The sequence below is a fragment of the Pseudomonas sp. TH04 genome (genome assembly GCF_016651355.1).
In the GTDB taxonomy this organism is placed as follows: domain Bacteria; phylum Pseudomonadota; class Gammaproteobacteria; order Pseudomonadales; family Pseudomonadaceae; genus Aquipseudomonas; species Aquipseudomonas fluorescens.
This window is the reverse complement of record NZ_JAEKEA010000001.1, coordinates 5,118,319-5,144,289: the sequence shown is the minus strand read 5'-3', so window position 1 is coordinate 5,144,289 and position 25,971 is coordinate 5,118,319. Positions and strand designations below refer to the sequence as shown.

General features: G+C 60.3%; 23 protein-coding genes. 5 read left to right on the top strand and 18 right to left on the bottom strand.

Annotation, left to right across the window (positions count from 1 at the left end; translation table 11 throughout):
• Positions 1-24 precede the first annotated feature (24 nt).
• The 6 genes from acpP to JFT85_RS23150 all read right to left on the bottom strand — a co-directional run bounded on the left by acpP (position 25) and on the right by JFT85_RS23150 (position 4,028).
• Positions 25-261, bottom strand: coding sequence for an acyl carrier protein (acpP, locus tag JFT85_RS23175; protein WP_010165887.1), 237 nt, complete (start codon positions 259-261; stop codon positions 25-27).
• A 192-nt stretch (positions 262-453) separates the two neighbouring features.
• On the bottom strand, positions 454-1,197 hold the full coding sequence (gene fabG, locus JFT85_RS23170; protein WP_010566560.1) for a 3-oxoacyl-ACP reductase FabG: 744 nt from the start codon (positions 1,195-1,197) through the stop codon (positions 454-456).
• Positions 1,198-1,221: 24 nt separating this feature from the next.
• On the bottom strand, positions 1,222-2,160 hold the full coding sequence (gene fabD / locus JFT85_RS23165; RefSeq protein WP_073638044.1) for an ACP S-malonyltransferase: 939 nt from the start codon (positions 2,158-2,160) through the stop codon (positions 1,222-1,224).
• 126 nt (positions 2,161-2,286) lie between these two features.
• On the bottom strand, positions 2,287-3,297 hold the full coding sequence (gene plsX, locus JFT85_RS23160) for a phosphate acyltransferase PlsX (protein WP_083272225.1): 1,011 nt from the start codon (positions 3,295-3,297) through the stop codon (positions 2,287-2,289).
• Between the two features lie 4 nt (positions 3,298-3,301).
• Complete coding sequence (rpmF, locus tag JFT85_RS23155) at positions 3,302-3,484, bottom strand: 50S ribosomal protein L32 (RefSeq protein WP_008152339.1); 183 nt, start codon at positions 3,482-3,484, stop codon at positions 3,302-3,304.
• Between the two features lie 13 nt (positions 3,485-3,497).
• Positions 3,498-4,028 (bottom strand): YceD family protein, encoded by a 531-nt coding sequence (locus tag JFT85_RS23150; RefSeq protein WP_032886799.1) that lies wholly within the window; start codon positions 4,026-4,028, stop codon positions 3,498-3,500.
• 105 nt (positions 4,029-4,133) lie between these two features.
• Between JFT85_RS23150 and JFT85_RS23145 the strand changes: the two genes are divergently transcribed.
• Complete coding sequence (locus JFT85_RS23145; protein ID WP_187602068.1) at positions 4,134-4,712, top strand: Maf family protein; 579 nt, start codon at positions 4,134-4,136, stop codon at positions 4,710-4,712.
• 131 nt (positions 4,713-4,843) lie between these two features.
• Here JFT85_RS23145 and JFT85_RS23140 read toward each other — a convergent pair whose 3' ends face one another.
• The 3 genes from JFT85_RS23140 to rluC are packed head-to-tail and all read right to left on the bottom strand — an operon-like array spanning position 4,844 to position 7,457.
• A complete protein-coding gene (locus JFT85_RS23140) occupies positions 4,844-5,827 on the bottom strand; it encodes a S49 family peptidase (RefSeq protein ID WP_201230507.1) in 984 nt (327 codons plus the stop codon).
• A 21-nt stretch (positions 5,828-5,848) separates the two neighbouring features.
• Positions 5,849-6,511: an HAD-IA family hydrolase gene (locus JFT85_RS23135; protein ID WP_069552630.1), complete on the bottom strand. Its 663-nt coding sequence runs from the start codon at positions 6,509-6,511 to the stop codon at positions 5,849-5,851.
• A complete protein-coding gene (rluC, locus tag JFT85_RS23130; RefSeq protein ID WP_032886795.1) occupies positions 6,498-7,457 on the bottom strand; it encodes a 23S rRNA pseudouridine(955/2504/2580) synthase RluC in 960 nt (319 codons plus the stop codon). Before rluC ends, JFT85_RS23135 begins: the two co-directional genes overlap by 14 nt.
• Positions 7,458-8,216: 759 nt before the next feature.
• Between rluC and rne the strand changes: the two genes are divergently transcribed.
• Positions 8,217-11,402, top strand: coding sequence for a ribonuclease E (rne, locus tag JFT85_RS23125; protein ID WP_446739707.1), 3,186 nt, complete (start codon positions 8,217-8,219; stop codon positions 11,400-11,402).
• A gap of 105 nt (positions 11,403-11,507) precedes the next feature.
• On the opposite strand, the gene JFT85_RS23120 is transcribed toward rne, so the two are convergent.
• The 4 genes from JFT85_RS23120 to JFT85_RS23105 all read right to left on the bottom strand — a co-directional run bounded on the left by JFT85_RS23120 (position 11,508) and on the right by JFT85_RS23105 (position 15,193).
• Complete coding sequence (locus JFT85_RS23120) at positions 11,508-11,945, bottom strand: cupin domain-containing protein (protein WP_201230503.1); 438 nt, start codon at positions 11,943-11,945, stop codon at positions 11,508-11,510.
• A 200-nt stretch (positions 11,946-12,145) separates the two neighbouring features.
• Positions 12,146-12,730, bottom strand: a complete 585-nt coding sequence (locus tag JFT85_RS23115; RefSeq protein WP_201230501.1) for a nucleotidyltransferase family protein — start codon at positions 12,728-12,730, stop codon at positions 12,146-12,148.
• Complete coding sequence (locus JFT85_RS23110) at positions 12,730-13,716, bottom strand: XdhC family protein (protein WP_201230499.1); 987 nt, start codon at positions 13,714-13,716, stop codon at positions 12,730-12,732. Before JFT85_RS23110 ends, JFT85_RS23115 begins: the two co-directional genes overlap by 1 nt.
• A 142-nt stretch (positions 13,717-13,858) precedes the next feature.
• Entirely contained in the window at positions 13,859-15,193 is a 1,335-nt protein-coding gene (locus JFT85_RS23105) for a dicarboxylate/amino acid:cation symporter (RefSeq protein WP_053257571.1), read from the bottom strand.
• Positions 15,194-15,537: 344 nt separating this feature from the next.
• On the opposite strand from JFT85_RS23105, the gene JFT85_RS23100 reads away from it, so the two are divergent.
• The gene (locus tag JFT85_RS23100; protein WP_053257572.1) at positions 15,538-16,536 is read left to right on the top strand and encodes an AraC family transcriptional regulator; all 999 of its coding nucleotides are present in this window, start codon (positions 15,538-15,540) and stop codon (positions 16,534-16,536) included.
• A gap of 125 nt (positions 16,537-16,661) precedes the next feature.
• Here the strand turns inward: JFT85_RS23100 and JFT85_RS23095 are convergent, their stop codons facing one another.
• From JFT85_RS23095 to JFT85_RS23085, 3 genes are read right to left on the bottom strand one after another with little or no spacing between them, the layout of a single operon-like run.
• Entirely contained in the window at positions 16,662-18,008 is a 1,347-nt protein-coding gene (locus tag JFT85_RS23095) for an ATP-binding protein (RefSeq protein WP_069552878.1), read from the bottom strand.
• Positions 18,005-18,682: a response regulator gene (locus JFT85_RS23090; RefSeq protein WP_017138377.1), complete on the bottom strand. Its 678-nt coding sequence runs from the start codon at positions 18,680-18,682 to the stop codon at positions 18,005-18,007. Before JFT85_RS23090 ends, JFT85_RS23095 begins: the two co-directional genes overlap by 4 nt.
• A gap of 18 nt (positions 18,683-18,700) precedes the next feature.
• Complete coding sequence (locus JFT85_RS23085) at positions 18,701-19,009, bottom strand: hypothetical protein (RefSeq protein WP_201230497.1); 309 nt, start codon at positions 19,007-19,009, stop codon at positions 18,701-18,703.
• Positions 19,010-19,145: 136 nt separating this feature from the next.
• Between JFT85_RS23085 and JFT85_RS23080 the strand changes: the two genes are divergently transcribed.
• On the top strand, positions 19,146-19,862 hold the full coding sequence (locus JFT85_RS23080) for a 4'-phosphopantetheinyl transferase family protein (protein ID WP_069552879.1): 717 nt from the start codon (positions 19,146-19,148) through the stop codon (positions 19,860-19,862).
• Between the two features lie 81 nt (positions 19,863-19,943).
• On the opposite strand, the gene JFT85_RS23075 is transcribed toward JFT85_RS23080, so the two are convergent.
• Both JFT85_RS23075 and JFT85_RS23070 read right to left on the bottom strand, forming a co-directional pair.
• The gene (locus JFT85_RS23075) at positions 19,944-21,554 is read right to left on the bottom strand and encodes an ATP-binding protein (RefSeq protein WP_053257576.1); all 1,611 of its coding nucleotides are present in this window, start codon (positions 21,552-21,554) and stop codon (positions 19,944-19,946) included.
• On the bottom strand, positions 21,551-22,276 hold the full coding sequence (locus tag JFT85_RS23070) for a response regulator (protein ID WP_053257577.1): 726 nt from the start codon (positions 22,274-22,276) through the stop codon (positions 21,551-21,553). The genes JFT85_RS23075 and JFT85_RS23070 overlap by 4 nt, the downstream gene beginning before the upstream one ends.
• Before the next feature lie 796 nt (positions 22,277-23,072).
• Here JFT85_RS23070 and JFT85_RS23065 point away from each other — a divergent pair.
• Positions 23,073-25,967 carry a ribonucleoside-diphosphate reductase subunit alpha gene (locus JFT85_RS23065; protein ID WP_053257578.1) on the top strand — a complete coding sequence of 965 codons (2,895 nt, stop codon included), beginning with the start codon at positions 23,073-23,075 and terminating at the stop codon, positions 25,965-25,967.
• Positions 25,968-25,971 lie beyond the last annotated feature (4 nt).

Sequence of the window (25,971 nt, the reverse complement as noted above, 5' to 3'; positions counted from 1 at the left end):
ACAGCAAGCGACGACTACAAACTATTACGCCTGGTGGCTAGTAACGTAGTCGATAGCAGCTTGAACGGTAGTGATTTTTTCAGCTTCTTCGTCCGGGATTTCGGTCTCGAATTCCTCTTCCAGAGCCATCACCAGCTCAACGGTGTCAAGGGAATCGGCACCCAGGTCTTCTACGAAGGAAGCAGTGTTGGTCACTTCTTCTTCTTTAACGCCCAGTTGCTCGGCGACGATTTTCTTGACGCGCTCTTCGATGGTGCTCATACCTTGTTTAACTCCTAATGGACAAATTCAGGCAGCTGGCCAGTGGGTAAGTGTATAGAAAGCCTTTTCAGCTTTTCAACTGAAAGCTTCACCCTTGTACCCGGCAGGCCACCTGCCTATAAATTAAGTTGCAGCTTTATAACGGATTTTAGACAGCTCGTATGACATTTTTTTGAAGCGATCCGTCACAATTTAACTCATGTACATCCCGCCGTTCACCGGGATTGTAGCCCCAGTCACGTATGCCGCACCGTCGGATGCCAGGAAAGTGACCACATTCGCGATCTCTTGAGCCTGGCCCAGACGGCCCAGCGGAATCTGTGTCAGCAACGCTTCACGCTGTGCTTCCGGCAGTTCACGGGTCATATCGGTGTCGATGAACCCTGGGGCCACCGAGTTGACCGTAATCGACCGCGAACCGACTTCACGTGCCAATGCACGGCTGAAACCTTCCAGACCGGCTTTGGCGGCTGCGTAGTTTACTTGGCCTGCGTTGCCCATGGCACCCACTACGGAGCCAATATTGATAATTCGACCCCAACGCGCTTTGGTCATGCCGCGCAAAACCCCCTTGGACAGGCGAAACAGACTGTTCAAGTTGGTATCGACCACGTCGTACCACTCGTCGTCTTTCATGCGCATCATCAGGTTGTCGCGGGTGATACCGGCGTTGTTTACCAGAATAGCCGGCGCGCCAAATTGTGCAGTGATCTGGGCCAATACCGCTGCAACCGATTCATCACTGGTCACGTTCAGCTCAAGGCCGGTGCCCTGCACGCCGTTTTCCTTCAAGGTCGCGGCGATACGCTCAGCGCCGGAGGCGGAAGTGGCGGTGCCGATCACAACAGCGCCCTGACGGCCCAGTTCGAGGGCAATCGCCTGGCCAATACCACGGCTGGCGCCGGTAACCAGTGCAACTTTACCTTGCAGACTCATGCAGGCTTCTCCTAATTTCAGGGTTCAGGCCAGCGCCGCACGAGCGGCAGCGAAGGCGTCAGGTGTATTGAGGTTAGCGGTGGATACGCCGTCGGCGCAGCGCTTGTTCAGGCCGGCCAGGACCTTACCCGGGCCACACTCAACCAGCTCGGTGGCGCCATTGGCAGCCAGGGTCTGGACCGACTCGACCCAGCGCACCGGCTTGTAGAGTTGCTCCAGCAGGTCGCGCTTGAGGGTGTCGAGGTCGGCGGCCACGGCCGCGCTGACGTTCTGCACCAGCGGGATCTGCGGCGCCTGCCAATTGATGGCGGCGATGGACTCGGCAAAACGCTCGGCAGCCGGGCGCATCAGCTCACAATGGGACGGCACGCTCACCGGCAATGGCAAGGCACGCTTGGCGCCACGGGCCTTGCAGCCTTCGATGGCACGCTCAACCGCCGCCTTGGCACCGGCGATCACCACCTGGCCAGGGGAGTTGAAGTTCACTGCGCTGACCACTTCGCCCTGGGCCGCTTCTTTGCAGGCCTCAATCACGACGGCATCGTCCAGACCCAGGATAGCGGCCATGCCGCCCTGCCCGGCCGGAACGGCTTCTTGCATCAACTGACCACGACGCTCAACCAGCTTGACCGCTTCAGCGAGGGTCAGGCTGCCCGCAGCCACCAGGGCGCTGTATTCGCCCAGGCTGTGACCGGCCACGTAAGCCGGGCGCGCGCCGCCTTCCGCCAGCCACAAGCGCCACAGGGCGATCGAAGCGGTCAGGATGGCCGGCTGGGTTTTATCGGTTTGATTGAGTTGCTCTTCCGGCCCCTGCTGGGTCAGTGCCCACAGGTCGTAACCCAAGGCATCGGAAGCTTCCTTGAAGGTTTCCAGGATCAGCGGATGTTGCGCGCCCAGCTCGGCCAACATGCCGAGGGACTGCGAACCCTGCCCTGGAAAGACGAATGCGAGGGATGTAGACATGTAACAAGCCCCTAATGATCTGGTCGTCAAAAATGCGTGCCCCTACGGTGGGAGCGCACGAAACTGACAAGTTGGATGGTCTATTGAACTGGCCGGTCACATTTAAGCACTCCCGGGCCAATTCGCCTAAGGCAACAGATCCTCAAGACGGCCGCGCAGGCGTTGCGGCAGGTTTTCCTGAATCTCGATCAGCGCCCGCGCAATCGCACTCTGAAAGCCCTGCACACCGGCCGAGCCGTGGCTTTTCACCACAATGCCCTGCAGCCCCAGAAAGCTCGCACCGTTGTGCCGCGCCGGCGCGAGGTCGGCCTGCAAGCGGCGCATCAACGGCAGCGCCAGAGCGCCGACCAAACGGGACGCCAGGCTCTGCTTGAACAAGGCCTCGATACGCGTGGCAATCATCGTCGCCAGGCCCTCGCTGGACTTGAGCAGGATATTGCCGACAAACCCGTCACACACCACCACATCCGCCTCGCCCCGGTACAAACCATCCCCTTCGACGAAACCGATGTAATTCAAGCCCCGAGCAACTTGCAACAGGCTGGCAGCGAGCTTGACCTGCTGGTTGCCCTTGATGTCTTCGGTGCCGATATTCAGCAGGGCTACACGCGGACGTGCCACACCCAGCGCCTCAGCGGCCACCGAGCCCATCACGGCGAACTGAAACAGGTGCTCGGCACTGCAATCGACGTTTGCCCCGAGGTCGAGCAACTGGCAATAACCTCGCTGCGTGGGAATCGCCGCGACCATCGCCGGCCGATCGATACCGGGCAGCGTCTTGAGCACATGCCGCGACAACGCCATCAACGCCCCGGTGTTGCCGGCACTGACACAGGCTTGCACCTTGCCATCACGCAACAACTCAAGCGCCACCCGCATTGAAGAATCAGGCTTGCCGCGAAGGGCGACCGCCGGCTTTTCATCCATGCCGATGGTTTCGCTGGCCGCTGTAACAGTCAGGCGCGCGCGATCTACCGCCGGATGGCTGGCAATCAATTCTTCAAGAAGGGAGGGTTGACCGACAAGGGTCAGGTGCAGCGAGGGCGTTGCAGACAGGCTGGCAATGCAGGCCTGAACAATGCTGCGGGGACCGAAGTCCCCGCCCATTGCGTCAATCGCGATGACTTGAGCAGACAAGTGATTACTCGTCAGCGCCCTTGTCGATCACTTTACGACCACGGTATACGCCTTCTGGCGATACGTGGTGACGCAGGTGAATTTCACCGGTGGTTTTTTCTACAGACAAAGTGCTCGCCGTCAGGGCATCGTGCGAACGACGCATGTCACGGGCGGAACGGGATTTTTTGTTCTGCTGAACAGCCATAATTGATTAACTCCTAAACGTTTGGGTCACGCTTTAACTGCGCCAATACACTGAACGGGTTGGACCGCGTTACCTCGTCCTCGCTCGGTTCGGCCTCGTCATCGAGACCCTCCGGCTGCTGGCATTCTTCCGGATGATGAGCAGGCACAATGGGCAAGGCGAGCAAAAGCTCCTCCTCGATCAGTGCATGCAGATCCAAAGGATCTTCGCCCAGTTCCAGCACGTCATAACCTTTCGGCAACGACTGGGTATTCGCACCCTCCTTCACCACGGCATAACTGCATTCGCTATGGATCGGCAGGGTGACCAGCTCAAGACAACGCTGGCAAACCATTTTGACTTCGGTGTCGATAAAACTGTGGATCACCACAGATTTACGTTCATCTCGTTCAAAAACAAATTTGGCCTGCACCGTACCGACAGTGTCGGAAAGCGGGTCGCAGAGTCTCTCCAAATCGGCCAGCAGCAATTCACCTTGAAGGGAAGTGCCACGATCTGCCAATTTGCGCGGGTCAACGTGAGGTGGAATCGGGTCATTCAACATAGGCGCAGCATTATAGGGATGCACCCGGCCATGTCAAAGGAAATTCAGCCCTGTGCGTCAGCCGGTCGCCCCGCTAGAATCCCTGGCTGCCTTGAGGAGACGCTAATGCTGCCTTTATTACTCGCATCCAGCTCGGTTTATCGCCGGGAATTGCTGAGCCGCCTGCACCTGCCGTTCATCTGCAGCTCGCCGGATATCGACGAAAGCCATCGCGCAAATGAGTCCGCGATTGAGCTGGTCAAGCGCCTGGCCGAAGAGAAAGCCCGCGCCCTCGCCAGCAGCCATCCCGGGCATTTGATTATCGGCTCCGATCAGGTTGCCGCACTCGAAGGCAGGATCATCGGCAAGCCCCACACGTTCGAAAACGCTCGCGAGCAACTGCTTGCCGCCAGCGGCAAGCGCGTCAGCTTCCTGACAGGCCTGGCACTGCTTAATAGCGAGACCGGGCATTGCCAGGTGGACTGCGTGCCGTTCACCGTGCACATGCGTGTGCTGGACGCCGAGCGCATCGAGCGCTACTTGCGCATTGAGCAGCCCTACGACTGTGCCGGCAGCTTCAAGGCTGAAGGGCTGGGCGTGAGCCTGTTTCAAAGCACCGAAGGCCCGGATGCGACCAGCCTTGTCGGCTTACCGCTGATTCGCCTGGTGGATATGCTGCTGGCCGAGGGCGTGCAAACCCCTTAAAACCCGCGCAAAACCAAACGTGGGAGGGGGCTTGCTCCCGATGGCGGCGGGCCAGTTACGAATAAGCTGGCTGATCCACTGCTATCGGGAGCAAGCCCCCTCCCACATTTATCGACACAGACCTTGAGATCTCAGCGCAGCGTCGGCCCCTGGAAGCCCATGTACAAGGCCAGTTTCTCCGCCACACTGGCGCCGAGCTTCTTGGAGAAGCGATCAAACGGCGATTCCTCAACCGTAAAATCCACCAACTCTTTCTCGCCAATCACATCGCGCGCCACCGAACTGGCACTGCCCAAACCATCGATCAGCCCCAGCGGCAACGCCTGCTCGCCCGACCACACCAACCCGGAGAACAGCTCCGGATGGTCTTTATCCTTCAGACGATCCCCACGCCCTTGCTTCACGCTCGCAATGAACTGACGGTGGGTCGTATCGAGCACGCCTTGCCAGAACTGGGTCTCGTCGGCTTTCTGCGGCTGGAACGGGTCCAGGAATGACTTGTGCTCACCCGAGGTGTAGGTGCGACGCTCCACACCCAACTTCTCCATGGTGCCGACGAACCCGTAACCGGCCGCCGTCACACCAATGGAGCCCACCAGACTGGCCTTGTCGGCATAGATCTGGTCAGCGGCACTGGCAATGTAATAGGCACCCGAGGCGCCCAGATCGGAAATCACTGCGTACAGCTTGATGTCCGGATGCAGTGCGCGCAGACGCCGAATCTCGTCATACACATAACCCGACTGCACAGGGCTGCCGCCCGGGCTGTTGATGCGCAGGATCACGCCTTTGACCTTGGGGTCTTCAAACGCGGCACGCAGGCTGCTGACGATATTGTCGGCGCTGGCTGACTCCTTGTCGGCAATCACCCCGCGAACTTCGATCAAAGCGGTGTAGTGGCTGCCACGGGTGGCGCCTTTCTCGATGTCCATCAGCGGACTGAACAACGCCAGCATGGCAAGCAGGTAAACAAAGGTCAGCAGCTTGAAGAAAATCCCCCAGCGCCTGGAACGACGCTGCTCCTGGACACTGGCCAGAAGCGTCTTCTCCACCAGCTTCCAGCTTTTGTCATCACCGCTCTCGGCCTTTTCGGGCGCTTTCCACTCGTCACTCATGCCATCAACCCCAGCAAAGACTTATTGGGCCCGGCTGAGCCAGGCCTGCAGTTCAGAAAAATGATCAATCGTCAGCCTGGGCTCATATTGCTGCAAGGCATCGGCAGCCTGGGCGCCGTAGCTGACCGCCACGCTGTCCATGCCAGCATTGCGCGCCATCATCAGGTCAAACGAAGCGTCACCCACCATCAATGCCTGGCGCGGCGCGACGCCGCAATGCTCCAGGATTTGCTCCAGCATCAGAGGATGAGGCTTGCTGGCGGTTTCATCCGCCGCGCGAGTGATGTCGAAATAATCTTCGAAGCCATGTGCCTTGAGCACCCGATCCAACCCGCGACGGGCCTTGCCGGTAGCGACTGCCAAGTGATAACCCTCGACACGAAAGGCCTCCAGCGACTGCAGGACACCGTCAAACAAAGGCGAAGGCGTGGCCTCCAGCGCAATGTAATGATCAGCGTAATGGTCGCGAAAGGTCACCAGCTCAGCGTCGCTGATCTGGGGATACAAGGTAAGGATCGCCTCAGGCAAGCCCAGGCCGATAATGCCTTTTACCGCCAGGTCAGTGCACAACTCGAAGCCCGAGCGGGTCGAGGCGGCATGCATTGACTCGACGATCCGACCAATGGAATTGCACAGGGTGCCGTCCCAATCAAAGATCAGCAGCTTGTAATCAAGGTGCGACACTCAAACGCTCCACGGTCTTGGCCCACATCTCGTCGACCGGTGCCTGCAGCTTCAGTTCGCCACCATCGGGCAACGGCACCGTCAGCATGTAGGCGTGCAGAAACAGGCGCTTGCCGCCCAGGTCGCGGATTTCCTTGGAGAAGTCCTCATCACCGTACTTGGTGTCGCCGGCGATGCAGTGACCTGCGTGCAGCGTATGCACGCGAATCTGGTGGGTACGACCGGTTACCGGCTTGGCCTCGACCAGGGTGGCGAAGTCACCGAAGCGGCGCAGCACCTTGAACAGGGTCAGGGCTTCTTTGCCCTCCTCGTCCACTTCGACCATGCGCTCGCCGGAGCGCAGGTTGCTCTTCTGCAATGGCGCACGCACGCTCTTAATGGAACTGGCCCAGTTGCCACGGACCAACGCCATGTAGCGCTTGTCCACGCCATCGCCACGCAAAGCGGTGTGCAGGTGGCGCAACATGCTGCGTTTTTTGGCAATCATCAACAGGCCGGAGGTGTCACGGTCCAGGCGATGAACCAGCTCCAGCTCCTTGGCATCCGGACGCAACTGGCGAAAGGCTTCGATCACGCCGAATGTCAGGCCGCTGCCACCGTGAACCGCAATGCCGCAGGGCTTGTTGATCACGATCAGTTTGTTATCTTCGAACACAATCGAGGCTTCAAGGCGCTGCAACAGGCCTTGGGCCAGTGGCACAGGCTCGTCGCGCTCAGGCACGCGCACCGGCGGCACACGGACGATATCGCCCGCCTGCAGCTTGTACTCGGGCTTGATCCGGCCCTTGTTCACGCGCACTTCGCCTTTACGCAAGATGCGGTAAATCAAGGTCTTGGGCACGCCTTTGAGCCTGGCCAGGAGAAAGTTGTCGATGCGTTGGCCGGCATATTCCGGCGAGACCTCAAGCAGCTGGACGCTGGGGGTCTGGGGGGCGGTAGTCGTCATGGCCGCGATGATAACAATTTTTTATGGAATTGAAGCACTTAATCATTGCTGCTATAGTCGCGAACGCCGCCAAAAGCGGCCTGGACAGAGGACTTGCGGCAAATTGCCGGCCCTGACCATCGCAATTCATCAGGACGCGAGGCCGTCCTACGGGGCTTTCGCCACCTTGGAAGGCTCGAGATTGTAACAAGCGCAGGTGACATGAGGCCTGAAGCGAGTGCAGAAAGCAGAGTGAATACTCGCGTTCTGCGCCGATATTTACGGCCAGTTCACAAAGTGCAGTCAGTCTTGAGCCAGACCATGGCGAATGCTTCGGAAACAACGCCTGTTAAGAGCTGAGTGAGAGCGCAATCGCCCACACCTAGTCTTGTTTAGCCATGAGCGTGGACTCCCCATTGGAGAACACGGTAAATGCCAACCCGCTGCGGATTCTGCGCGCGGCAGCACCCGAATTATCAGGGATACGTGTAGGGTGGAGATGCACAACCGTCGGACCGTGTAGCACTAGGCTTATATTTAGACGCTTCATCTCGTCCACAGTCGCCGGTTGATTCCTCCTCCTGACCTTAGCTTTTGTTGAAGTGGTGCCTTTGTCACCACCGCTAACAAGCAGGACGCGTCCGTCGCGATACCGGCCCACATTGGCGGGTTTTGCTGGACACTGGAGTGGCCAACCACTCTTGACGCACCTGACACCGACCGTGAGAAGTCGTGTGTGCCGAACGCCGTTTCCGGCAGCCCGGAAACCGACGGTACAACATGAAAAGAATGCTGATTAACGCAACTCAACCCGAAGAGTTGCGTGTTGCACTGGTAGATGGCCAACGCCTCTACGACCTGGACATCGAGTCCGGTGCACGCGAGCAAAAGAAGGCCAACATCTATAAAGGCCGTATTACTCGCATCGAACCAAGCCTTGAGGCTGCCTTTGTCGATTTCGGCTCCGAGCGCCATGGCTTCCTGCCCCTCAAAGAAATCTCCCGCGAGTACTTCAAGAAAGCCCCTGAAGGCCGCGTGAACATCAAGGACGTCCTGAGCGAAGGCCAGGAAGTCATCGTTCAGGTCGAAAAAGAAGAACGTGGCAACAAGGGCGCAGCCCTGACCACGTTCATCAGCCTGGCTGGCCGTTACCTGGTCCTGATGCCGAACAACCCACGTGCCGGCGGCATTTCCCGTCGTATCGAAGGCGAAGAGCGCAACGAACTGCGTGAAGCGCTGAACGGCCTGGTAGCACCGGCCGACATGGGCCTGATCGTTCGCACTGCCGGCCTTGGCCGCAGCAGCGAAGAAATGCAGTGGGACCTCGACTACCTGCTGCAACTGTGGACCGCTATCAAAGAAGCGTCCCTGGATCGTTCCGCGCCGTTCCTGATCTACCAGGAAAGCAACGTAATCATCCGCGCCATCCGCGACTACCTGCGCCAGGACATCGGCGAAGTACTGATCGACAGCGTTGAAGCCCAGGACGAAGCCCTGACCTTCATCCGCCAGGTGATGCCGCAGTACGCCAGCAAGATCAAGCTGTACGAAGACAGCGTTCCGCTGTTCAACCGTTTCCAGATCGAAAGCCAGATCGAGACCGCCTTCCAGCGTGTGGTCGAACTGCCTTCAGGCGGCTCCATTGTTATCGACCCGACCGAAGCCCTGGTGTCCATCGACATCAACTCGGCGCGCGCGACCAAAGGTAGCGACATCGAAGAAACCGCCCTGCAGACCAACCTGGAAGCGGCTGAAGAAATCGCCCGCCAGCTGCGCCTGCGCGATATCGGCGGCCTGATCGTGATCGACTTCATCGACATGACCCCCGCCAAGAACCAGCGCGCCGTGGAAGAGAAAGTCCGCGAATGCCTGGAAGCTGACCGCGCCCGTGTGCAGGTTGGCCGTATCTCGCGCTTCGGCCTGCTGGAAATGTCCCGTCAGCGCCTGCGCCCATCCCTGGGTGAAAGCAGCGGCATCGTCTGCCCGCGCTGCAACGGCACCGGCATCATCCGTGACGTTGAATCGCTGTCCCTGGCGATCCTGCGCCTGATCGAAGAAGAAGCCCTGAAAGACCGCACCGCCGAAGTCCGCGCGCAAGTGCCGATCCCGGTTGCAGCCTTCCTGCTCAACGAAAAACGCAACTCGATCACCAAGATCGAACTGCGCACCCGCGCCCGTATCGTCATCCTGCCGAACGATCACCTCGAAACGCCGCACTTCGAAGTGCAGCGCCTGCGCGATGACAGCCCGGAAGCCCACAGCGGCCAGTCCAGCTATGAAATCGCTGCTGCCGCTGCGGAAGTCGAAGAAGTCCAGCCGGCCGCCGCAACCCGCACACTGGTTCGCCAGGAAGCTGCCGTGAAGACTGCACCGGCGCGTGCCAACGCACCGGTTCCGGCCGAAGTGGCTGCACCGGTTGCCGCCCCTGCCGCCATGCCTGAGCCAAGCCTGTTCAAAGGTTTGGTGAAGTCGCTGGTGAGCCTGTTCGCCACCAAAGAAGAGCCTGTCGCTCCGGTTGTGGTTGAAAAACCCGCCGCCGAGCGTCCGGCCCGTAACGAAGAGCGTCGCAACGGTCGCCAGCAGAGCCGTAACCGCAACGGTCGCCGTGACGAAGAGCGCAAGCCTCGCGAAGAACGTGCACCGCGTGAAGAACGCGCGCCACGTGAAGAGCGTGCACCTCGCGAAGCCCGTGAAGAAACCCCGACCGTAGCCCGCGAAGAACGTGCACCGCGTGAAGAGCGCGCACCACGTACTCCGCGCGCCCCGCGTGAAGATCGCAAGCCACGTGGCGAGCGCGAAGAACGTGTGCGTGAACTGCGCGAGCCGCTGGACGCCGCACCGGCCGTTGCTGCCGAAGCTGCCAGCGAAGAGCGTCCGGCTCGCCAGCCGCGTGAAGAACGCGCCCCACGTGAAGAGCGCCAACCGCGCCCACCGCGTGAAGAGCGTCAACCACGTGCCGAGCAAGCCGCTGCCGCCAGCGAAGAAGAAGTGCTGACTGGCGAAGAGCAGTCGCAGGAAGATGGCCAGGACAACGCCGAAGGCGATCGTCCACGCCGCCGCTCCCGTGGCCAGCGTCGTCGCAGCAACCGTCGTGAGCGTCAGCGTGATGCCAACGGCAATGTGATCGAAGGCTCGGAAGAGACCGGCGAAAACGGCGAAGCTGCAACCACAGAGCCGACGGGCGCCGAACTGGCTGCTGGCCTGGCTGTGACCGCCGCAGTTGCCAGCAGCGTAATCAGCGCACCGGCTGAAGCCCAGGCGCATGAGCAAGCTGAACGCGCTACCGCTGCTGTCGAAGAGACTGCGGCTGTAGAAGCGCCGGTTGTTGAAGCGCCAGTTGCTGAAGCCCCGGCGGTTGAAGCCCCTGTCGTCGAAGCAACCACCCCGATCGAAGCCCCAGCGGTTCCGGAAGTGGAAGTTGCGCCGGTTCGCGAAGCCCAACCCGAAGTGGAAGTGGCTGCTGTTGAGCCTGCACCAGTGGTTGAAGCTCAGCCAGTGGTTGAAGCCGCTGTTGAAGCCCCGGCTGTCGAAGAAGCTGCCCCGGCAGTGCGTGAAGTTCGCGAAGAACAGACCGCCTTCCAGTGGACGGCCGAACCCGCTGCACCGGTTGAAGCGCCAGCACCTGCCCCCGTGGTAGAAGAAGCGCCTGCACCGGTTGCCGAAGTGGTTGCCGAACCAGCCCAAGTGGTTGAGCCTGCACCCGTGGTTGAAACGCCAGTGGTTGCCGAAGTCGCAGCGCCGGTGATTGAAGCAGCTCCCGTTAGCGCCCTGACCGAAAATGGCCGTGCGCCGAACGACCCACGTGAAGTGCGTCGTCGTCGCAAGGCAGCTGAAGCTGCCGCTGCTGCAGCCGCTGCCGCACCGGCTGCCGAAGTGGTCGAGGCGCCAGCCCCTGCCGCAGAAACAGTGGTTGAACATGCCCCACTGGCACTGGAAGCAGAGCACGAGCCTAAACCTCTCGTCTGATCGCCAGCGCTACTAAAAAGCCCCGTCAGGTAACCCTGGCGGGGCTTTTTTTTGGCTACTGCTCTAATGCACGCAAGGGTTGATCACGCGACTGAGCGACAGGCACTACTTATTCACAGGCACCAAGTCGAAACGATTGACCTGGTATTGAAAAAGCAAACAATCCGGCCCCGCTCTACACCCACTGAAGTGCTTTAGCCCCGCAGGCAGCCAGTAATAAGAGCCTGGGGGATAGTCAACTGTTTTGCCGTCGATAATTGCGTAGAACGTCCCCTGAAGCACCACTGTCGGCAGCGCTTGCGTGTGACGATGGTAAGGATTATCTCTGCCACCGGGAAACCTTACGAAGGCCTCATAAGGCCCATTGCCCAAGAGATCGCCTTTCACATTGGCATAATAAATCCCCTGGCTACCCGGAACCTCCTTCCACACAAGAGCAGAGACGGGCTCAGAAATAGGGTCGTTCGGTTCTGGGGGCGGTATATAAGCCAATGCCGCCGTAGAGAGCATGAGGGTTGCGATAGCTACTTTAATTTTTGTCATAAAGGCACTCACCGTAAATTAATTACGCCTCAGCCTAAACGGGGAAATACTGCCACTTCAGACCCTGGACAGTCAGACAATAAAAGCTTTCCGCCTCTGAACTGACGGCAGGAAGTATGACTAATAACAGAGCTTGCCAGCGGCCCGCTTCATTAGTCACCTGGAAGTCTAGAAGAGGAAAAAACAAACGCCACTGTCGATCACATCCCGTAGTGCAACAACGTGGGCACATCTACATCCCACAGGATCCCTGGGTCATCGACGGCAACTTCTCGCAGGCCCGCACTGGCAAACAGCGGCTTGGCCCCACGGTCTCCGGTCAGCGCCATCAAAGCAGGGCCGAACGAACGTCCAAACGCGACGGGATGCCCATACTGACCGCAATGCACAGGCACGCTGATGTCAGTCTCCTCCAGCGCGGCGATCACTTGCTCAATACTGGAAGGCAAGATAAACGGCATGTCTCCCAGCACTATCAGCCACCCCTCAGCCGTAGCGCTGGCCGCGACAGCTGCCGCAATACTGTCGCCCATGCCGGATGAATGCAGCAACAACACCTCACACCCGTAGAGCTGCGCCAGGCGAATCACTTCAAGCCGCTCTGGCGTGGTCACCACCCACCGCGCTACGACACGCTCAGGCAAGGTCATCAGCACTTGCTCGATGACCGGCCGCGTCACGCCATCGCGCCCCACGCAACGGGCCAGTAACTTATCCTGATCAACGCCGGCTTCAGCACGAAAGCGGCTGCCCTGCCCCGCTGCCAGCACAATCGCCGTAACCATTACTCAGCCACCACCGGCAGCGGTTTCTTCTGCACCGGCGCCACGCCATTTTTGATCGCGACAATTTCCGCCATCAGTGACAAGGCAATTTCGGCCGGTGTGTGGCTACCGATATGCAGACCGATCGGCCCATGCAGACGTGCAATCGCCTCCGCCGACAAACCCAGCGCTGCCAGGGTTTCCCGACGTTTCTGCGTATTAACCCGCGAACCGAGGGCGCCAATGTAGAACGCCGATGAGTTCAGCGCCGTCAGCAGCGCCATATCGTCCAATCGAGGGTCGTGAGTCAGGCAGACGATGGCCGTGCGCTCATCCGTCTGGATATTCAATACCGCCTCATCCGGCATGCCGGGCACAAAGCGGCCATGTTGTTCTTCCCAGCCGTAGACGAACTCTTCGCGCGGGTCACAGATCAGCACTTCGAAATCCAGCAAGCGCGCCATCTCGGCCACGTAACGCGACAGTTGCCCGGCACCGATCAACAACAGGCGCCAGCGTGGGCCGTAGATAGCGCGTAAGCGTTCGCCATCAAACGTCACCGTGTCGGTCTTGCTCGCCGCACCCAGGCTCACGTGGCCGGTGGCCAGGTCCAGCTCGCGGGCGACGATTTCATGCGCTTCGCAACGCTGCAGCAGCTCAGCGACCCAACGCCAGTCGTCCACCCGCTCTTCCGTCAAGCGCAACGTGCCGCCACACGGCAGGCCAAAACGCGCCGCTTCATCGCGGGTAACGCCGTAGGTCACCAACTGCACCGGCGGGCCGTCATCCACCCAGCGGCCGTCCTGCAACCGCGCGATCAAGTCATCCTCAATGCAACCGCCGGACACCGATCCGATCACCACACCATCACCGCGCAAGGCCAACATCGCCCCCGGTGGACGCGGTGCACTGCCCCAGGTCTGAACCACGCTGTACAACAGCACTCGCTGCCCGGCGCGGCGCCATTGGAGCACGCTGCGCAGGACATTCAGATCCACGCTATCCATCCAACCTCCGCCGCGTTATTGAAGAGCTATTGATTGACTGTAAAGCAAAAGATTCCAAAAGTGATCGGGTACAAACGCAAACGCCCCGAACAAGTCGGGGCGTTTGTGAGTGGCTTCGGCGTCAGTTCACGCCATCTACCTGTTACTTCACTGCAGCAGGCGCAGGACCTTCGGCCACACCCAGGTCATCTTCCGGACGGGTGTCGGAGATGCCGGTACCGCCGGATGCCAACTCGCTCTGCAGCTTGTCGGTGTCCAGTTCGTTGACCCACTTGGCCACAACGATGGTGGCAACGGCGTTACCCACCAGGTTGGTCAGTGCGCGGGCTTCGGACATGAAGCGGTCGATACCCAGGATCAGCGCCAGGCCGGCAACCGGCAGGTGACCAACGGCCGACAGCGTCGCGGCCAGCACGATGAAGCCCGAGCCGGTCACGCCTGCAGCGCCTTTGGAGGACAGCAGCAGCACCAGCAACAGGGTGATCTGGTGGGTGATGTCCATGTGGGTGTCGGTCGCCTGGGCGATGAACACGGCAGCCATGGTCAGGTAGATCGAAGTACCGTCGAGGTTGAAGGAGTAGCCCGTCGGAATCACCAGGCCTACTACGGATTTCTTCGCGCCCAGACGCTCCATCTTGATCAGCATGCGTGGCAGTGCGGATTCGGAGGAGGAAGTACCCAGTACGATCAACAGCTCTTCACGGATGTAGCGAACCAGCTTCAACACGCTGAAACCGTGCGCGCGGCAGATGGCGCCCAGCACCACCACCACAAACAGGATGCAGGTGATGTAGAAGCAGATCATCAGCTGGCCCAGCTGCACCAGGGAACCTACACCGTAGGCACCGATGGTGAACGCCATGGCGCCCAGGGCACCGATGGGGGCGAGCTTCATGATCATGTTGATGATGTTGAACATCACGTGGGCGAAGCGATCGATGAAGTCCAGCACCGGCTTGCCGTAGGCACCCAGGCGATGCAGGGCGAAACCGAAGATCACCGAGAACATCAGCACTTGCAGGATGTCGCCGTTGGCGAAGGCACCGACGATGGTGTTCGGGATCACATTGAGGATAAAGCCAACCACGCTCTGGTCTGCACCAGCGGTCACGTAGGCCGCGACTTTAGAGGCGTCCAGGGTCGCTACGTCGATGTGCATGCCGGCGCCCGGTTGCACAACGTTGACGACGACCAGGCCGATCAGCAGGGCGATGGTGGAAACTACTTCGAAGTAGAGCAGCGCGTAGCCGCCGGTTTTGCCCACCGATTTCATGCTCTGCATGCCGGCGATACCGCTGACAACGGTGCAGAAGATGATCGGGGCAATGACCATTTTGATCAGCTTGATAAAGCCGTCACCCAGTGGCTTGAGGGCCACGCCGGTCTGCGGGTAGAAGTGACCGAGCAAAATACCGATAACGATTGCAACGATCACCTGGAAATACAGGGATTTGTAGATTGGCTGACGAGTCGTCATTGCAAAGTTCCTCAATCGCACCGTGTGGCAAAGATCCGCCATTGCCAACGACACTTGAATTGCGAACCCTCCTGCACTGGAGGGATTTGTTGTTTGCGAGGCCGGGTCTGTAGGAACAAGCCTGCGCTGTAATCCTTATCGCAAACGCCGTGCCACTTTGCTTAAAATCCCTGAAGGCCTTTAGACATCAGGGCTGGGGGTTTTCATGGCCTCGCCAGGGCCGCGCATAACGTGGCGGAAATCCGCCCACTCACCCAATCCCGTCCTACAATTTGGCGGATATCCGCCTTGTCGCCCCGCTCGGTGATGACTAACATCCGTCACTCCATGGACGAGGCCCTCACATGCGTGAACGTACCATCGCCAGCCACTACGCCCGAGCCGCCCTCGGCGGTGCGCGCCGGGCGGGTTACGACTATTCGGGTTTGTTGCTGCAGGTGGGCATCACGCCGGAGCTGCTCACCGAACCCCGCGCCCGCATCGCCCCGGAACAATTCACCCGGCTCCTGCAAATGCTCTGGCTGGCGCTGGACGACGAATACCTGGGGTTTGCCGAAGGCCCGAGTAAGCGCGGCACCTTCGCCATGATGTGCCACGCGCTGATTCATTGCCGCACCCTGGAGAAGGCTCTGGAACGCGGCTTATTATTTTATAGCCTATTCCCACAGGGTCCGCGCTGGCAGCTGACAAAAGAAGGCGAGATGGCTCGCTTGAGCCTGGACGATTCGCAACTGTGGGACCCGGACCACTTCCTCAGCGAATGCCTCCTGGTGATCTGGCATCGCCTGGGCAGTTGGTTGATCGGCCAGCGCATCCGGCTCCATCAGGCAACGTTCAGCTACTCAATGCCGACCCATGCCGGCGAATACGACCTGCTCTTCCCCTGCCCTCAGGTCTTCGGTGCGCCGCGCAGCAGCCTGGTGTTTCCCAGTCGCTACCTGAGCCTGCCGTTGCTGCAGGACGAGCGGACCCTCAAGCACTTTCTGGAGCGCTCCCCCGCCGACCTGCTGTCCCGGCCGGATGAAGGCGACAGCTTGAGCAGCCAGTTACGCCGTTTGCTCAGCCGCGACCGCAGCCCTTGGCCTGACCTTGAAGCTGTCGCGCAGCACCTGCACATCAGCGCGCAAACCCTGCGCCGGCATTTGCGTGAAGAAGGCACCAGCTTTCAGGCGCTCAAGGATGAGTTGCGCCGAGACATCGCCATCTACCATTTGGGCCGCGCAAATTTGTCTTTGCAGGCGATCGCCGAGCAGCTGGGTTTTTCCGAACCGTCAGCGTTTCATCGGGCGTTCAAGAAGTGGACGGGGCTGACGCCAGGGGCGTATCGGGCACAGGAGAGCTAGCGGGGTGTTAGCTGGGCGGGGCGGGGCTCATCGCGGACAAGCCCGGCTCCCACCTTTAATGGGTGAATACCTTCAAAATGTGGGCGCTGGCTTGCCAGCGATGAGGCTGGTACAGCCGCTGCACATCAAATACCCGGGAAGTGAATCCGGAACGCCGCGCCACCCAGCGGTGAATCGCCAAGCGTCAGGCGCGCGCCATAGCTTTCGATGATGTCCTTGACCACTGCCAGGCCGATGCCCTGCCCCGGGTGCTGGCGATCCAGCCGCTCGCCCCGTTGCAGAATCCGCGCACGCTGATCGGGCGGCACGCCTGGGCCGTCATCTTCAATGCACAACTCGGTGCCTTCGAGGTTTTCCACCAGGCTGATGCGCACTTCGCTCAGGCACAGGCGATAAGCGTTTTCCAGCAGGTTGCCGAGCATTTCGAGCAAGGCGCCTTTCTCGATCGGCACATCGCATTCCGGCGGTAAGTCAAAAGACACGGTGACGCGTTTGTCGCGGTAAACCTTATCGAGGGTGTCACACAGGCTTTGCAACACTGGCTCAAGACGTACCTGGTGACGCACCAGGCCACTTTTGCGCAAGCTGGCGCGCTGCAATTGATAGCCGATCTGCTGGCTCATGCGTTCGATCTGCGATTGCAAGACCCAGGCTTGACCACGCTCCTCCGGCCGCTGGGCCATGTCTTCACTCACCCCCTGCAGCACGGCCAGCGGGGTTTTCAGGCTGTGGGCCAGATCGTCGAGGGAATCGCGGTAACGCGCACGTTGCTCACGCTCGCTGTGCAGCAAACGGTTGAGGGAGCCGGTCAGGCGCAGCAGTTCGCGGGGGTGTTCTTCGGTCAGGCTTTCGCGGGTGCCGCCTTCGATCTGGTCAAGTTCCTGGCTCAGGCGCCGCAGGGCTTGCAAGCCCCAGGTCAGGCCCAGCCACAGCAGGGTCAGCAATACGAGCAAGGCCGCGCCAAACCCGAGGTAGAGGTTTTCCTGCAGGCCTTCAAGGGTCAATTGGTATTCGCGCACCGGTTGCAACGCCACGATACTGAACGCCGCACTCTTGCCGCCCAACAGCTTGACCTCCACGTCATACACGAAGAACTCCTGGCCACTGGCTTCGCGGATACGCGCAAACTCGTTGCCACGCCCGTCATAGCGCGGCTTGTAGTTGATGTTCTCTTCCTGGGTCGCCCGTGAGCGCCACACCAGATGGCCTTCTCGGTCGTAGATATAACCGAGCAGACGGCTGTCAGTGAGGTTGAAGCGCTCGTCCGGCAACTGCGCCGGCATCAGCAGGCGGTTGTTTTCGACCCGCGCGGCGGAAATCAGGGTGGTGACGTCCGACGCCAGGCGCTGCTCGATGGAATCCTGCAGCGCCAGGCTGAACGCGCCTTGCATGGCCGGCAACAAGCCCAGCATAAACAGCACGGCCAGGGTGGTGGCCGCGAGCATCAAGCGCACACGTAGCGAGCGAATCAACGGCAGCGCTCATTGAACAGGTAGCCCAGGCCACGCACGGTGTCGATCGGCTTGAACCCGGCCGGGCCTTCCAGCTTGCGGCGCAGGCGCCCGACCAGCACTTCGATCACGTTCGGATCACGCTCGTCGTCATCGGGGTAGAGCTGTTCCATCAAGCGGTCCTTGGCCACCACCTGCTGATGGTGACGCATCAAGTATTCGAGAATCCGATACTCGTAGGCAGTCAACGCCAGCGGTTGCTCATCCAGGGAGGCTTGCTTGCGATTCAGGTCCAGCAGCAGCGGCCCGGCGACGATGGTCGACTGGGTAAACCCGCTGGAGCGGCGCAGCAAGGCGTTCATCCGCGCTTCCAGTTCTTCGAACTGGAACGGCTTGACCACGTAATCGTCGGCGCCGGCGGCCAGGCCTTCGACCTTGTCCTGCCAGTTGCCGCGCGCGGTGAGGATCAGGATCGGGAAGGTCTTCGCCTGGCTGCGCAGTTGGCGGATCAGGTCCAGGCCGCCCATACCGGGCAGGCCCAGGTCGATAATCGCCAGGTCGTGGTTGAATTGCCCGGTCTGGTACAGGGCTTCCTCGGCATTGGCCACGGCTTCGACCACGTGACCGCTGTCAGTCAGGCGAGTGAACAGGTGATGACGCAGCAGCGCCTCATCTTCCACGACCAGCAATTTCATAAGGCTCTCCAAGGCGATTCAACTGTCCGACAGGGGAATATCATAGCGGCCCTGCAAGTCTTGCGGGCGCAGTTTAATGCCATTGTATTGGCCCGTCAGGTATGTGTAGCCGGTGCGATAAGCGGGCTGCGGCGTGACTTGCCCCAGAAACTGCCCCCACGGCGCGGCCTGACTGCCCGCATCGTCGAAGCTGACACGATGGATCAGGTTGCTGGATTTTTTGGTTTTTTCGCCACCAAATGCTGCAAATGCGCCGTCCGAAGCCTGGACCCCGGCTGTAGCACTGAGCATGGTTAACGCCAACATCAGCTTTTTGATCGCAGTCATGGTGCTTACCTCTACGCGTTTGGCTGTTGAAGCCAGACTACGCAGGCGCCCCTGAACTCCCCCTGAACAGGCTCTGAACCTGGCCTGAACCGTTGCGGGCTATCCACTGGCGTGCCAACTCGGCAAAATACCGCACATGACGCCCTTACCCGCTTGCTGCACCCCACTCGATGCCCACTGGCCGCTGCCCGTTCCATTACCAGGCACGGTGTTCCTCAGCACGCGATTCGACCCGGCCTTATTGATCGCCGACGATTTTCAGCGCAGTGCCGTGCCGCCGCCGCCCAGCATCCAGCGCTCGGTGGCCAAGCGCCAGGCAGAATTCCTCGCCGGCCGCCTGTGCGCCCGCGCGGCATTGCAACAGCTTGATCAGCTCGATTGCGTACCGGCCATCGGCGAAGACCGCGCGCCGGTGTGGCCCGGGCATATCAGCGGCTCGATCACCCACAGCACTGGGCATGCGGCAGCGATAGTCGGGCACAAGGCACAATGGCGCGGGCTGGGCATGGACCTGGAGAATCTGCTGACACTGGAACGCGCGGAGCGCCTGGCCGGGGAAATTCTCACCACCGATGAATTGCAGCGCATGGCCGCGCTGCCGCGTGAGCAGATCGCCTTACTGGTAACGCTGACCTTTTCGGTCAAGGAAAGCCTGTTCAAGGCGCTCTACCCGATCGTGCAGAAGCGCTTTTACTTCGAGCATGCCGAGGTGCTGGAGTGGTCGGCGGCCGGGTATGTGCGGCTGCGGTTGCTGACGGATTTGTCTGCACAGTGGTGCCATGGCACGGAGTTGGAGGCGCAGTTTGTGGTGGATGGGGAGCAGTTGTTGAGCCTGGTGGCTATCAGCGCCTGATCCAGCGTTATCGCAGGCAAGCCAGCGCCCGCAGGAGAATGCATTCCAACGGTGGGCGTGGGCTTGCCCGCGACAGCAGTGTCAGGGTTTATCCTGATCCCGCGGCCAACTCAGGCTAAAGCACGCCCCGCCCAAATTGTTGCTCTTGCTGATCAACGCCCGTCCGCCGTGCCAATAGATAATCCGTCGCACAATCGACAAACCCAGGCCATGCCCGCCCGATGCACGGGTGCGGCTGTCGTCCAGACGCAGGAAAGGCGTAAAGATCCGCTCCCAGGCGCTTTCCGGCACACCGGGGCCGTCGTCTTCCACATCGATGCGACAACGCACCTGGCCCACCTGATAGCTGATCAACACCTGGCCCTGGGCATGGCGCATGGCATTGCTCACCAGGTTTTGCAGGGCCCGGTGCAAGTAGCGCGGCTCGGCGTCGACCCAGGCGTCATCCCAATGTGCCGAAGACAGGCAGATGCCCCGGGCGACGTTGACCTGCGGGCGCAGTGGCGATAATTCGCCGATCACCTGATCCAGTAACGCATTGAGGTCGACCCGCTGGAAATTCAGCGCCGGTGCGCCTTGCTCCAGGCGGGCATAGGTGAGCATTTCGTCGACCAGGCCATCCAAGTCCTGGATATCGCTGTCCATGCCTTCCAGATATTTGCGCCGCGCCTCGGGAGTGGCGGCATCGCCGATCATCTCCAGACCAAAGCGCAGGCGTGCCACCGGGGTGCGCAGCTCGTGGGACACCGCACGCACCAGCTCGCGCTGGATCGCCAGCAATTGCTGCAAGTGCTCGGCCATGCCATTAAAGGCCGCGGCCAAGCGCCCCACCGAGTCGGCACCCCGAGCCGGGACACGCACCTCAAGGTTGCCTTTGGCGATGCGGGTGGCCGCCGCTTCCAGGCCTTTAAGGCGTCGCTCAAGCTGACGCACCAATAAATAGACGATCAGGCCGATCAGGGTCAGGCTGATCAGCGCGATCAGGATCAGCCATTGCGGCGGGTAAGGGCTCATTTGATACAGCGGGCCGATTTCCAGTACCCACGGCGTACCGACCATGCCGGCAAACACGCGGATTGAATCGCCGCCCTTGCCCAACGCCATCACCGTATCGCCTTCCGCGACCCGACGGCGCTGGTCGTCGTCCATGTCGGTCGCGTCCAGGGTCATGAGGTGCATGTCAAAACCAAAACCCTTGGCTTCCTTGATATCGGCCAGTTTCTGCGGCTGCTCGGCGACCGGGAAGCGCACCAGTTCGTCCGCCAGCAGGTAAATCGTCGCGCGGGCCAGTTGTTCGCTGATCTGCTGGACTTCGCCGCTGAGTACCAGTTGCGACTGCTCACTGACCAGGCGCAGCACGCGCGCCGCGTGCGGCCCGGTCTGCTCCACCAGCACCTGGCCGCGTTGCAGGCGAGTGCGCTGGCCCAGGTCCAACTGCGCGTCGGCCAGCGGGCGCAATTCCAGGGGAATGCCCAACAAGCGTTCCCACACCGCCAGGGCACGCTGGCGCTCGATCGGGCTCATGGGCTGCAGGTTGTCGCCCATCAACGCGAAAGTGCCGTGGGCCAGGCGCTCACGGTACTGGCCGCTGCGCACTTCGTTGAGCAGGTGCAAGGCCAGCACGCCCAGTAACGCCACTAACACCAGGGCCGCGCACATGCCGCCGTAGATGCGCAGAAAGATCGAGTTCACAGCGGCATATCGGCAGCGGCTTCGGGGACGAACAGGTAGCCTTTGCTGCGGATGGTCTTGATCAGCCGTGGGTGGATCGGGTCGTCGCCGATCTTCGGACGAATGCGTGAGATACGCACGTCAATGGAGCGGTCCTGGCCGTCGTAGCCAATACCGCGCAAGGCGATAAAGATTTCTTCGCGCGACAGAATGCGCCCGGCATTGGCGACCAGCAGCCACAACAGGTCGAATTCGGCGCTGGTCAACTCGATGCCGCCCTCATGCAGCCAGGCTTCGCGCAGGGCGTTGTCCACCACCAATGGGCCGAATTGCAGGCGGCGCTGGTTTTCCACGGCAGCAGGTTCCGCGGGCTCGCTGCGCCGCAGCAAGGCCTGGATACGTGCCAGCAACAAGCGCGGGCGCACGGGCTTACACACATAGTCGTCGGCGCCCATGTCCAGGCCAAGCACCTGGTCCATGTCGTCGGTGCGCGCAGTGAGCATCAGAATCACACCGTCATAGCGCTCGCGGACGTTGCGGCAGATGCTCAGGCCATCTTCCCCCGGCAGCATCAGGTCGAGGATCACCAGATCAGGCTGTTCGGCGATGATGCGCGCCGCGGCCTGGGCGCCATCGCTCTCCACCGACACCTGCAAGCCGTTGCTCTCCAGGTATTCACGGGTCAACTCGGCCAATCGCTCGTCGTCCTCGACAATCAATATTTGCCAGGCTTCTTGCTCCACGGGTGATCCTCGTCGCGCTCTAGAGAGTGGTCATGACACGGCGATCAAATGGTGGGCTGGCTTGCCTGTTCGCCCAGTTTGATGTTCACCGGTCATAGCCTGTTTGTAATGTTGTGCGGGCATAACACTGACTGTCAGTAGGCCGATTGTAGCCACGGGCCAGCCCTCCAGCACAAGCCGGGAAATCCATTCGGTGATCGCGTTTTTTTGTGATAGGGTTCGCGCCCCCAAAATTCCAATCGGCTGTTTTTACCTTGGAATATTCAGTGACAAACGGCGCAATCCAGCCGCACTGCGGCCTACACGGGCGTTCCATGTTTCATACACATTTTACCCACAGCGTTATCCACAGGTAGTGCGTTGCTAAGACCCCCAAAACGCATTATCTTGTACCTCGGCGCTAAAAAAACCCTACATGTAGGGTTTCAAGCGAAAAACCAAACACAGATCAGACAAGAAACTCAAGTGCTTTCTTGCTCCCGTTTGGTTGAACCAACGCATTTTTTGAAAGCCCAAACCGCGCACGCGGATGGCAGCCGTTTTCCCGCCACAAGGGCGAAAAACGGTACGGGTGTTGCAGTGCTTGGAGCGAGCAACTGTCACCCAACAGGAATACGGCGCAGGGTTCTTTAATGGCCCGAGCCGAAGACTTCGGCATGGAAGCGGCGCGATGAGCTCCCTTCCTCCTGTCCCGAAGTTGTTATGCCAGGCCAAGGCCTGTTGTAAGTGCTTCAGGACGGAACGGTGGGCACCGTGATGGTGCCCAAATAAATATAGAATGTGGAGACAACCCCCCATGCAAACCGACACAACTCGCGAGAACCCGCAGGGCTCCGTGCCGCAGGCCGCTGATTCGAACCTGGATCTGTCCGCCACCGCACCTGGCCAATTGCGCGTGATCAAGCGTAACGGCACTGTCGTTCCTTACACCGATGACAAAATCACCGTCGCCATCACCAAAGCGTTTCTTGCAGTTGAAGGCGGCACCGCTGCTGCCTCGTCGCGCATCCACGACACCGTTGCCCGCCTGACCGAACAAGTCACCGCAACCTTCAAGCGTCGCATGCCCTCGGGCGGCACCATCCACATCGAAGAAATCCAGGACCAGGTTGAACTGGCCCTGATGCGTGCCGGCGAGCAGAAAGTGGCGCGCGACTACGTGATCTACCGTGACGCCCGTTCCAAGGAACGCGCCGTACGCACCCCGGCTGAAGAAGCGGCCGTGCAAGCTCACCCCTCGATCCGTATCACCCTGGCTGACGGCACGTTTGCGCCGCTGGACCTGGGCCGCCTGAACACCATCATCACCGAGGCCTGCGAAGGCCTGGAAGAAGTCGACGGTGACCTGATCCAGCGCGAAACCCTGAAAAACCTGTACGACGGCGTAGCCCTGACCGACGTCAACACAGCGCTGGTGATGACTGCCCGTACCCTGGTTGAACGTGAGCCGAACTACTCGTTCGTGACCGCGCGCCTGCTGATGGACACCCTGCGTGCCGAAGGCCTGGGCTTCCTCGGCGTCGCCGACAGCGCCACCCACCACGAAATGGCCGACCTGTACGCCAAGGCCCTGCCTGCCTACATCGCCAAGGGTATCGAATTCGAATTGCTGAACCCGATCCTGGCCACCTTCGACCTGGAAAAACTCGGCAAGGCGATCAACCACGAGCGCGACCAGCAGTTCACGTACCTGGGCCTGCAAACCCTGTACGACCGTTACTTCATCCACAAGGACGGTATCCGCTTCGAACTGCCGCAAGTGTTCTTCATGCGCGTGGCCATGGGCCTGGCGATTGAAGAGAAGCACAAAGAAGACCGTGCCATCGAGTTCTACAACCTGTTGTCGTCCTTCGACTACATGTCGTCGACGCCGACCCTGTTCAACGCCGGCACCCTGCGTCCACAGCTGTCCAGCTGCTACCTGACCACCGTGCCGGATGACCTGTCGGGCATCTACCACGCGATCCACGACAACGCCATGTTGTCCAAATTCGCTGGCGGCCTGGGCAACGACTGGACCCCGGTGCGTGCCTTGGGTTCGTACATCAAGGGCACCAACGGCAAGTCCCAGGGCGTAGTACCGTTCCTGAAAGTGGTGAACGATACCGCCGTAGCGGTCAACCAGGGCGGCAAGCGCAAAGGCGCTGTCTGTGCCTACCTGGAAACCTGGCACATGGACATTGAAGAGTTCATCGAGCTGCGCAAGAACACCGGTGATGATCGTCGTCGTACCCACGACATGAACACCGCCAACTGGATCCCGGACCTGTTCATGAAGCGCGTCTTCGATGACGGCCCGTGGACCCTGTTCTCGCCATCCGAAGTACCGGACCTGCACGACCTGACCGGCAAGGCCTTCGAAGAGCGTTACGAGTACTACGAAGCCCTGTCCCAGTACCCGGGCAAGATCAAGCTGTTCAAGACCATCCAGGCCAAAGACCTGTGGCGCAAAATGCTCTCCATGCTGTTTGAAACCGGCCACCCATGGCTGACCTTCAAAGACCCGTGCAACCTGCGCAGCCCGCAGCAGCACGTGGGCGTGGTTCATAGCTCGAACCTGTGCACCGAGATCACCTTGAACACCAACAAGGACGAGATCGCCGTTTGCAACCTGGGCTCGATCAACCTGCCGAACCACATCACCAACGGCAAGCTGGACACCGCCAAGCTGGAACGCACCGTGAACACCGCCGTTCGCATGCTCGATAACGTTATCGACATCAACTACTACTCGGTGCCACAAGCGAAGAACTCCAACTTCAAGCACCGTCCGGTCGGCCTGGGCATCATGGGCTTCCAGGACGCGCTGTACCTGCAGCACATTCCTTACGGTTCCATTGCAGCCGTCGAGTTTGCCGACAAGTCGATGGAAGCGGTCAGCTACTACGCGATCCAGGCTTCCTGCGACCTGGCCGATGAGCGTGGTGCCTACGAGACGTTCCAGGGCTCGCTGTGGTCCAAAGGCATCCTGCCGCTGGATTCGCAACAGATCCTGATCGAGCAACGTGGCCAGAAGTACATCGACGTTGACCTGAACGAATCCCTGGACTGGGCACCGGTACGTGCCCGTGTGCAGAAAGGTATTCGTAACTCCAACATCATGGCCATCGCGCCGACCGCCACCATCGCCAACATCACCGGCGTGTCGCAGTCGATCGAACCGACCTACCAGAACCTGTATGTGAAATCGAACCTGTCGGGCGAATTCACCGTGATCAACCCGTACCTGGTTCGCGACCTTAAAGCCCGCGGCCTGTGGGACTCGGTCATGATCAACGACCTGAAGTACTACGACGGTTCCGTGCAGCAGATCGAACGCATCCCGCAAGAACTCAAAGAGCTCTACGCGACCGCTTTCGAAGTGGACACCAAGTGGATCGTTGACGCCGCCAGCCGCCGTCAGAAGTGGATCGACCAGGCTCAGTCGCTGAACCTGTACATCGCCGGCGCATCGGGCAAGAAGCTCGACGTGACCTACCGCATGGCGTGGTACCGTGGCCTGAAAACCACTTACTACCTCCGTGCCCTGGCCGCGACCAGCACCGAGAAGTCGACCATCAACACCGGCAAGCTGAACGCTGTTTCCAGCGGCAACCACGGTGATGATTCGGTTCTGGCTGCTCCAGCCGGTCCTGCGCCAGTACCAAAGGCTTGCGCGATTGACGAGCCGGATTGCGAAGCTTGCCAATAGCCCC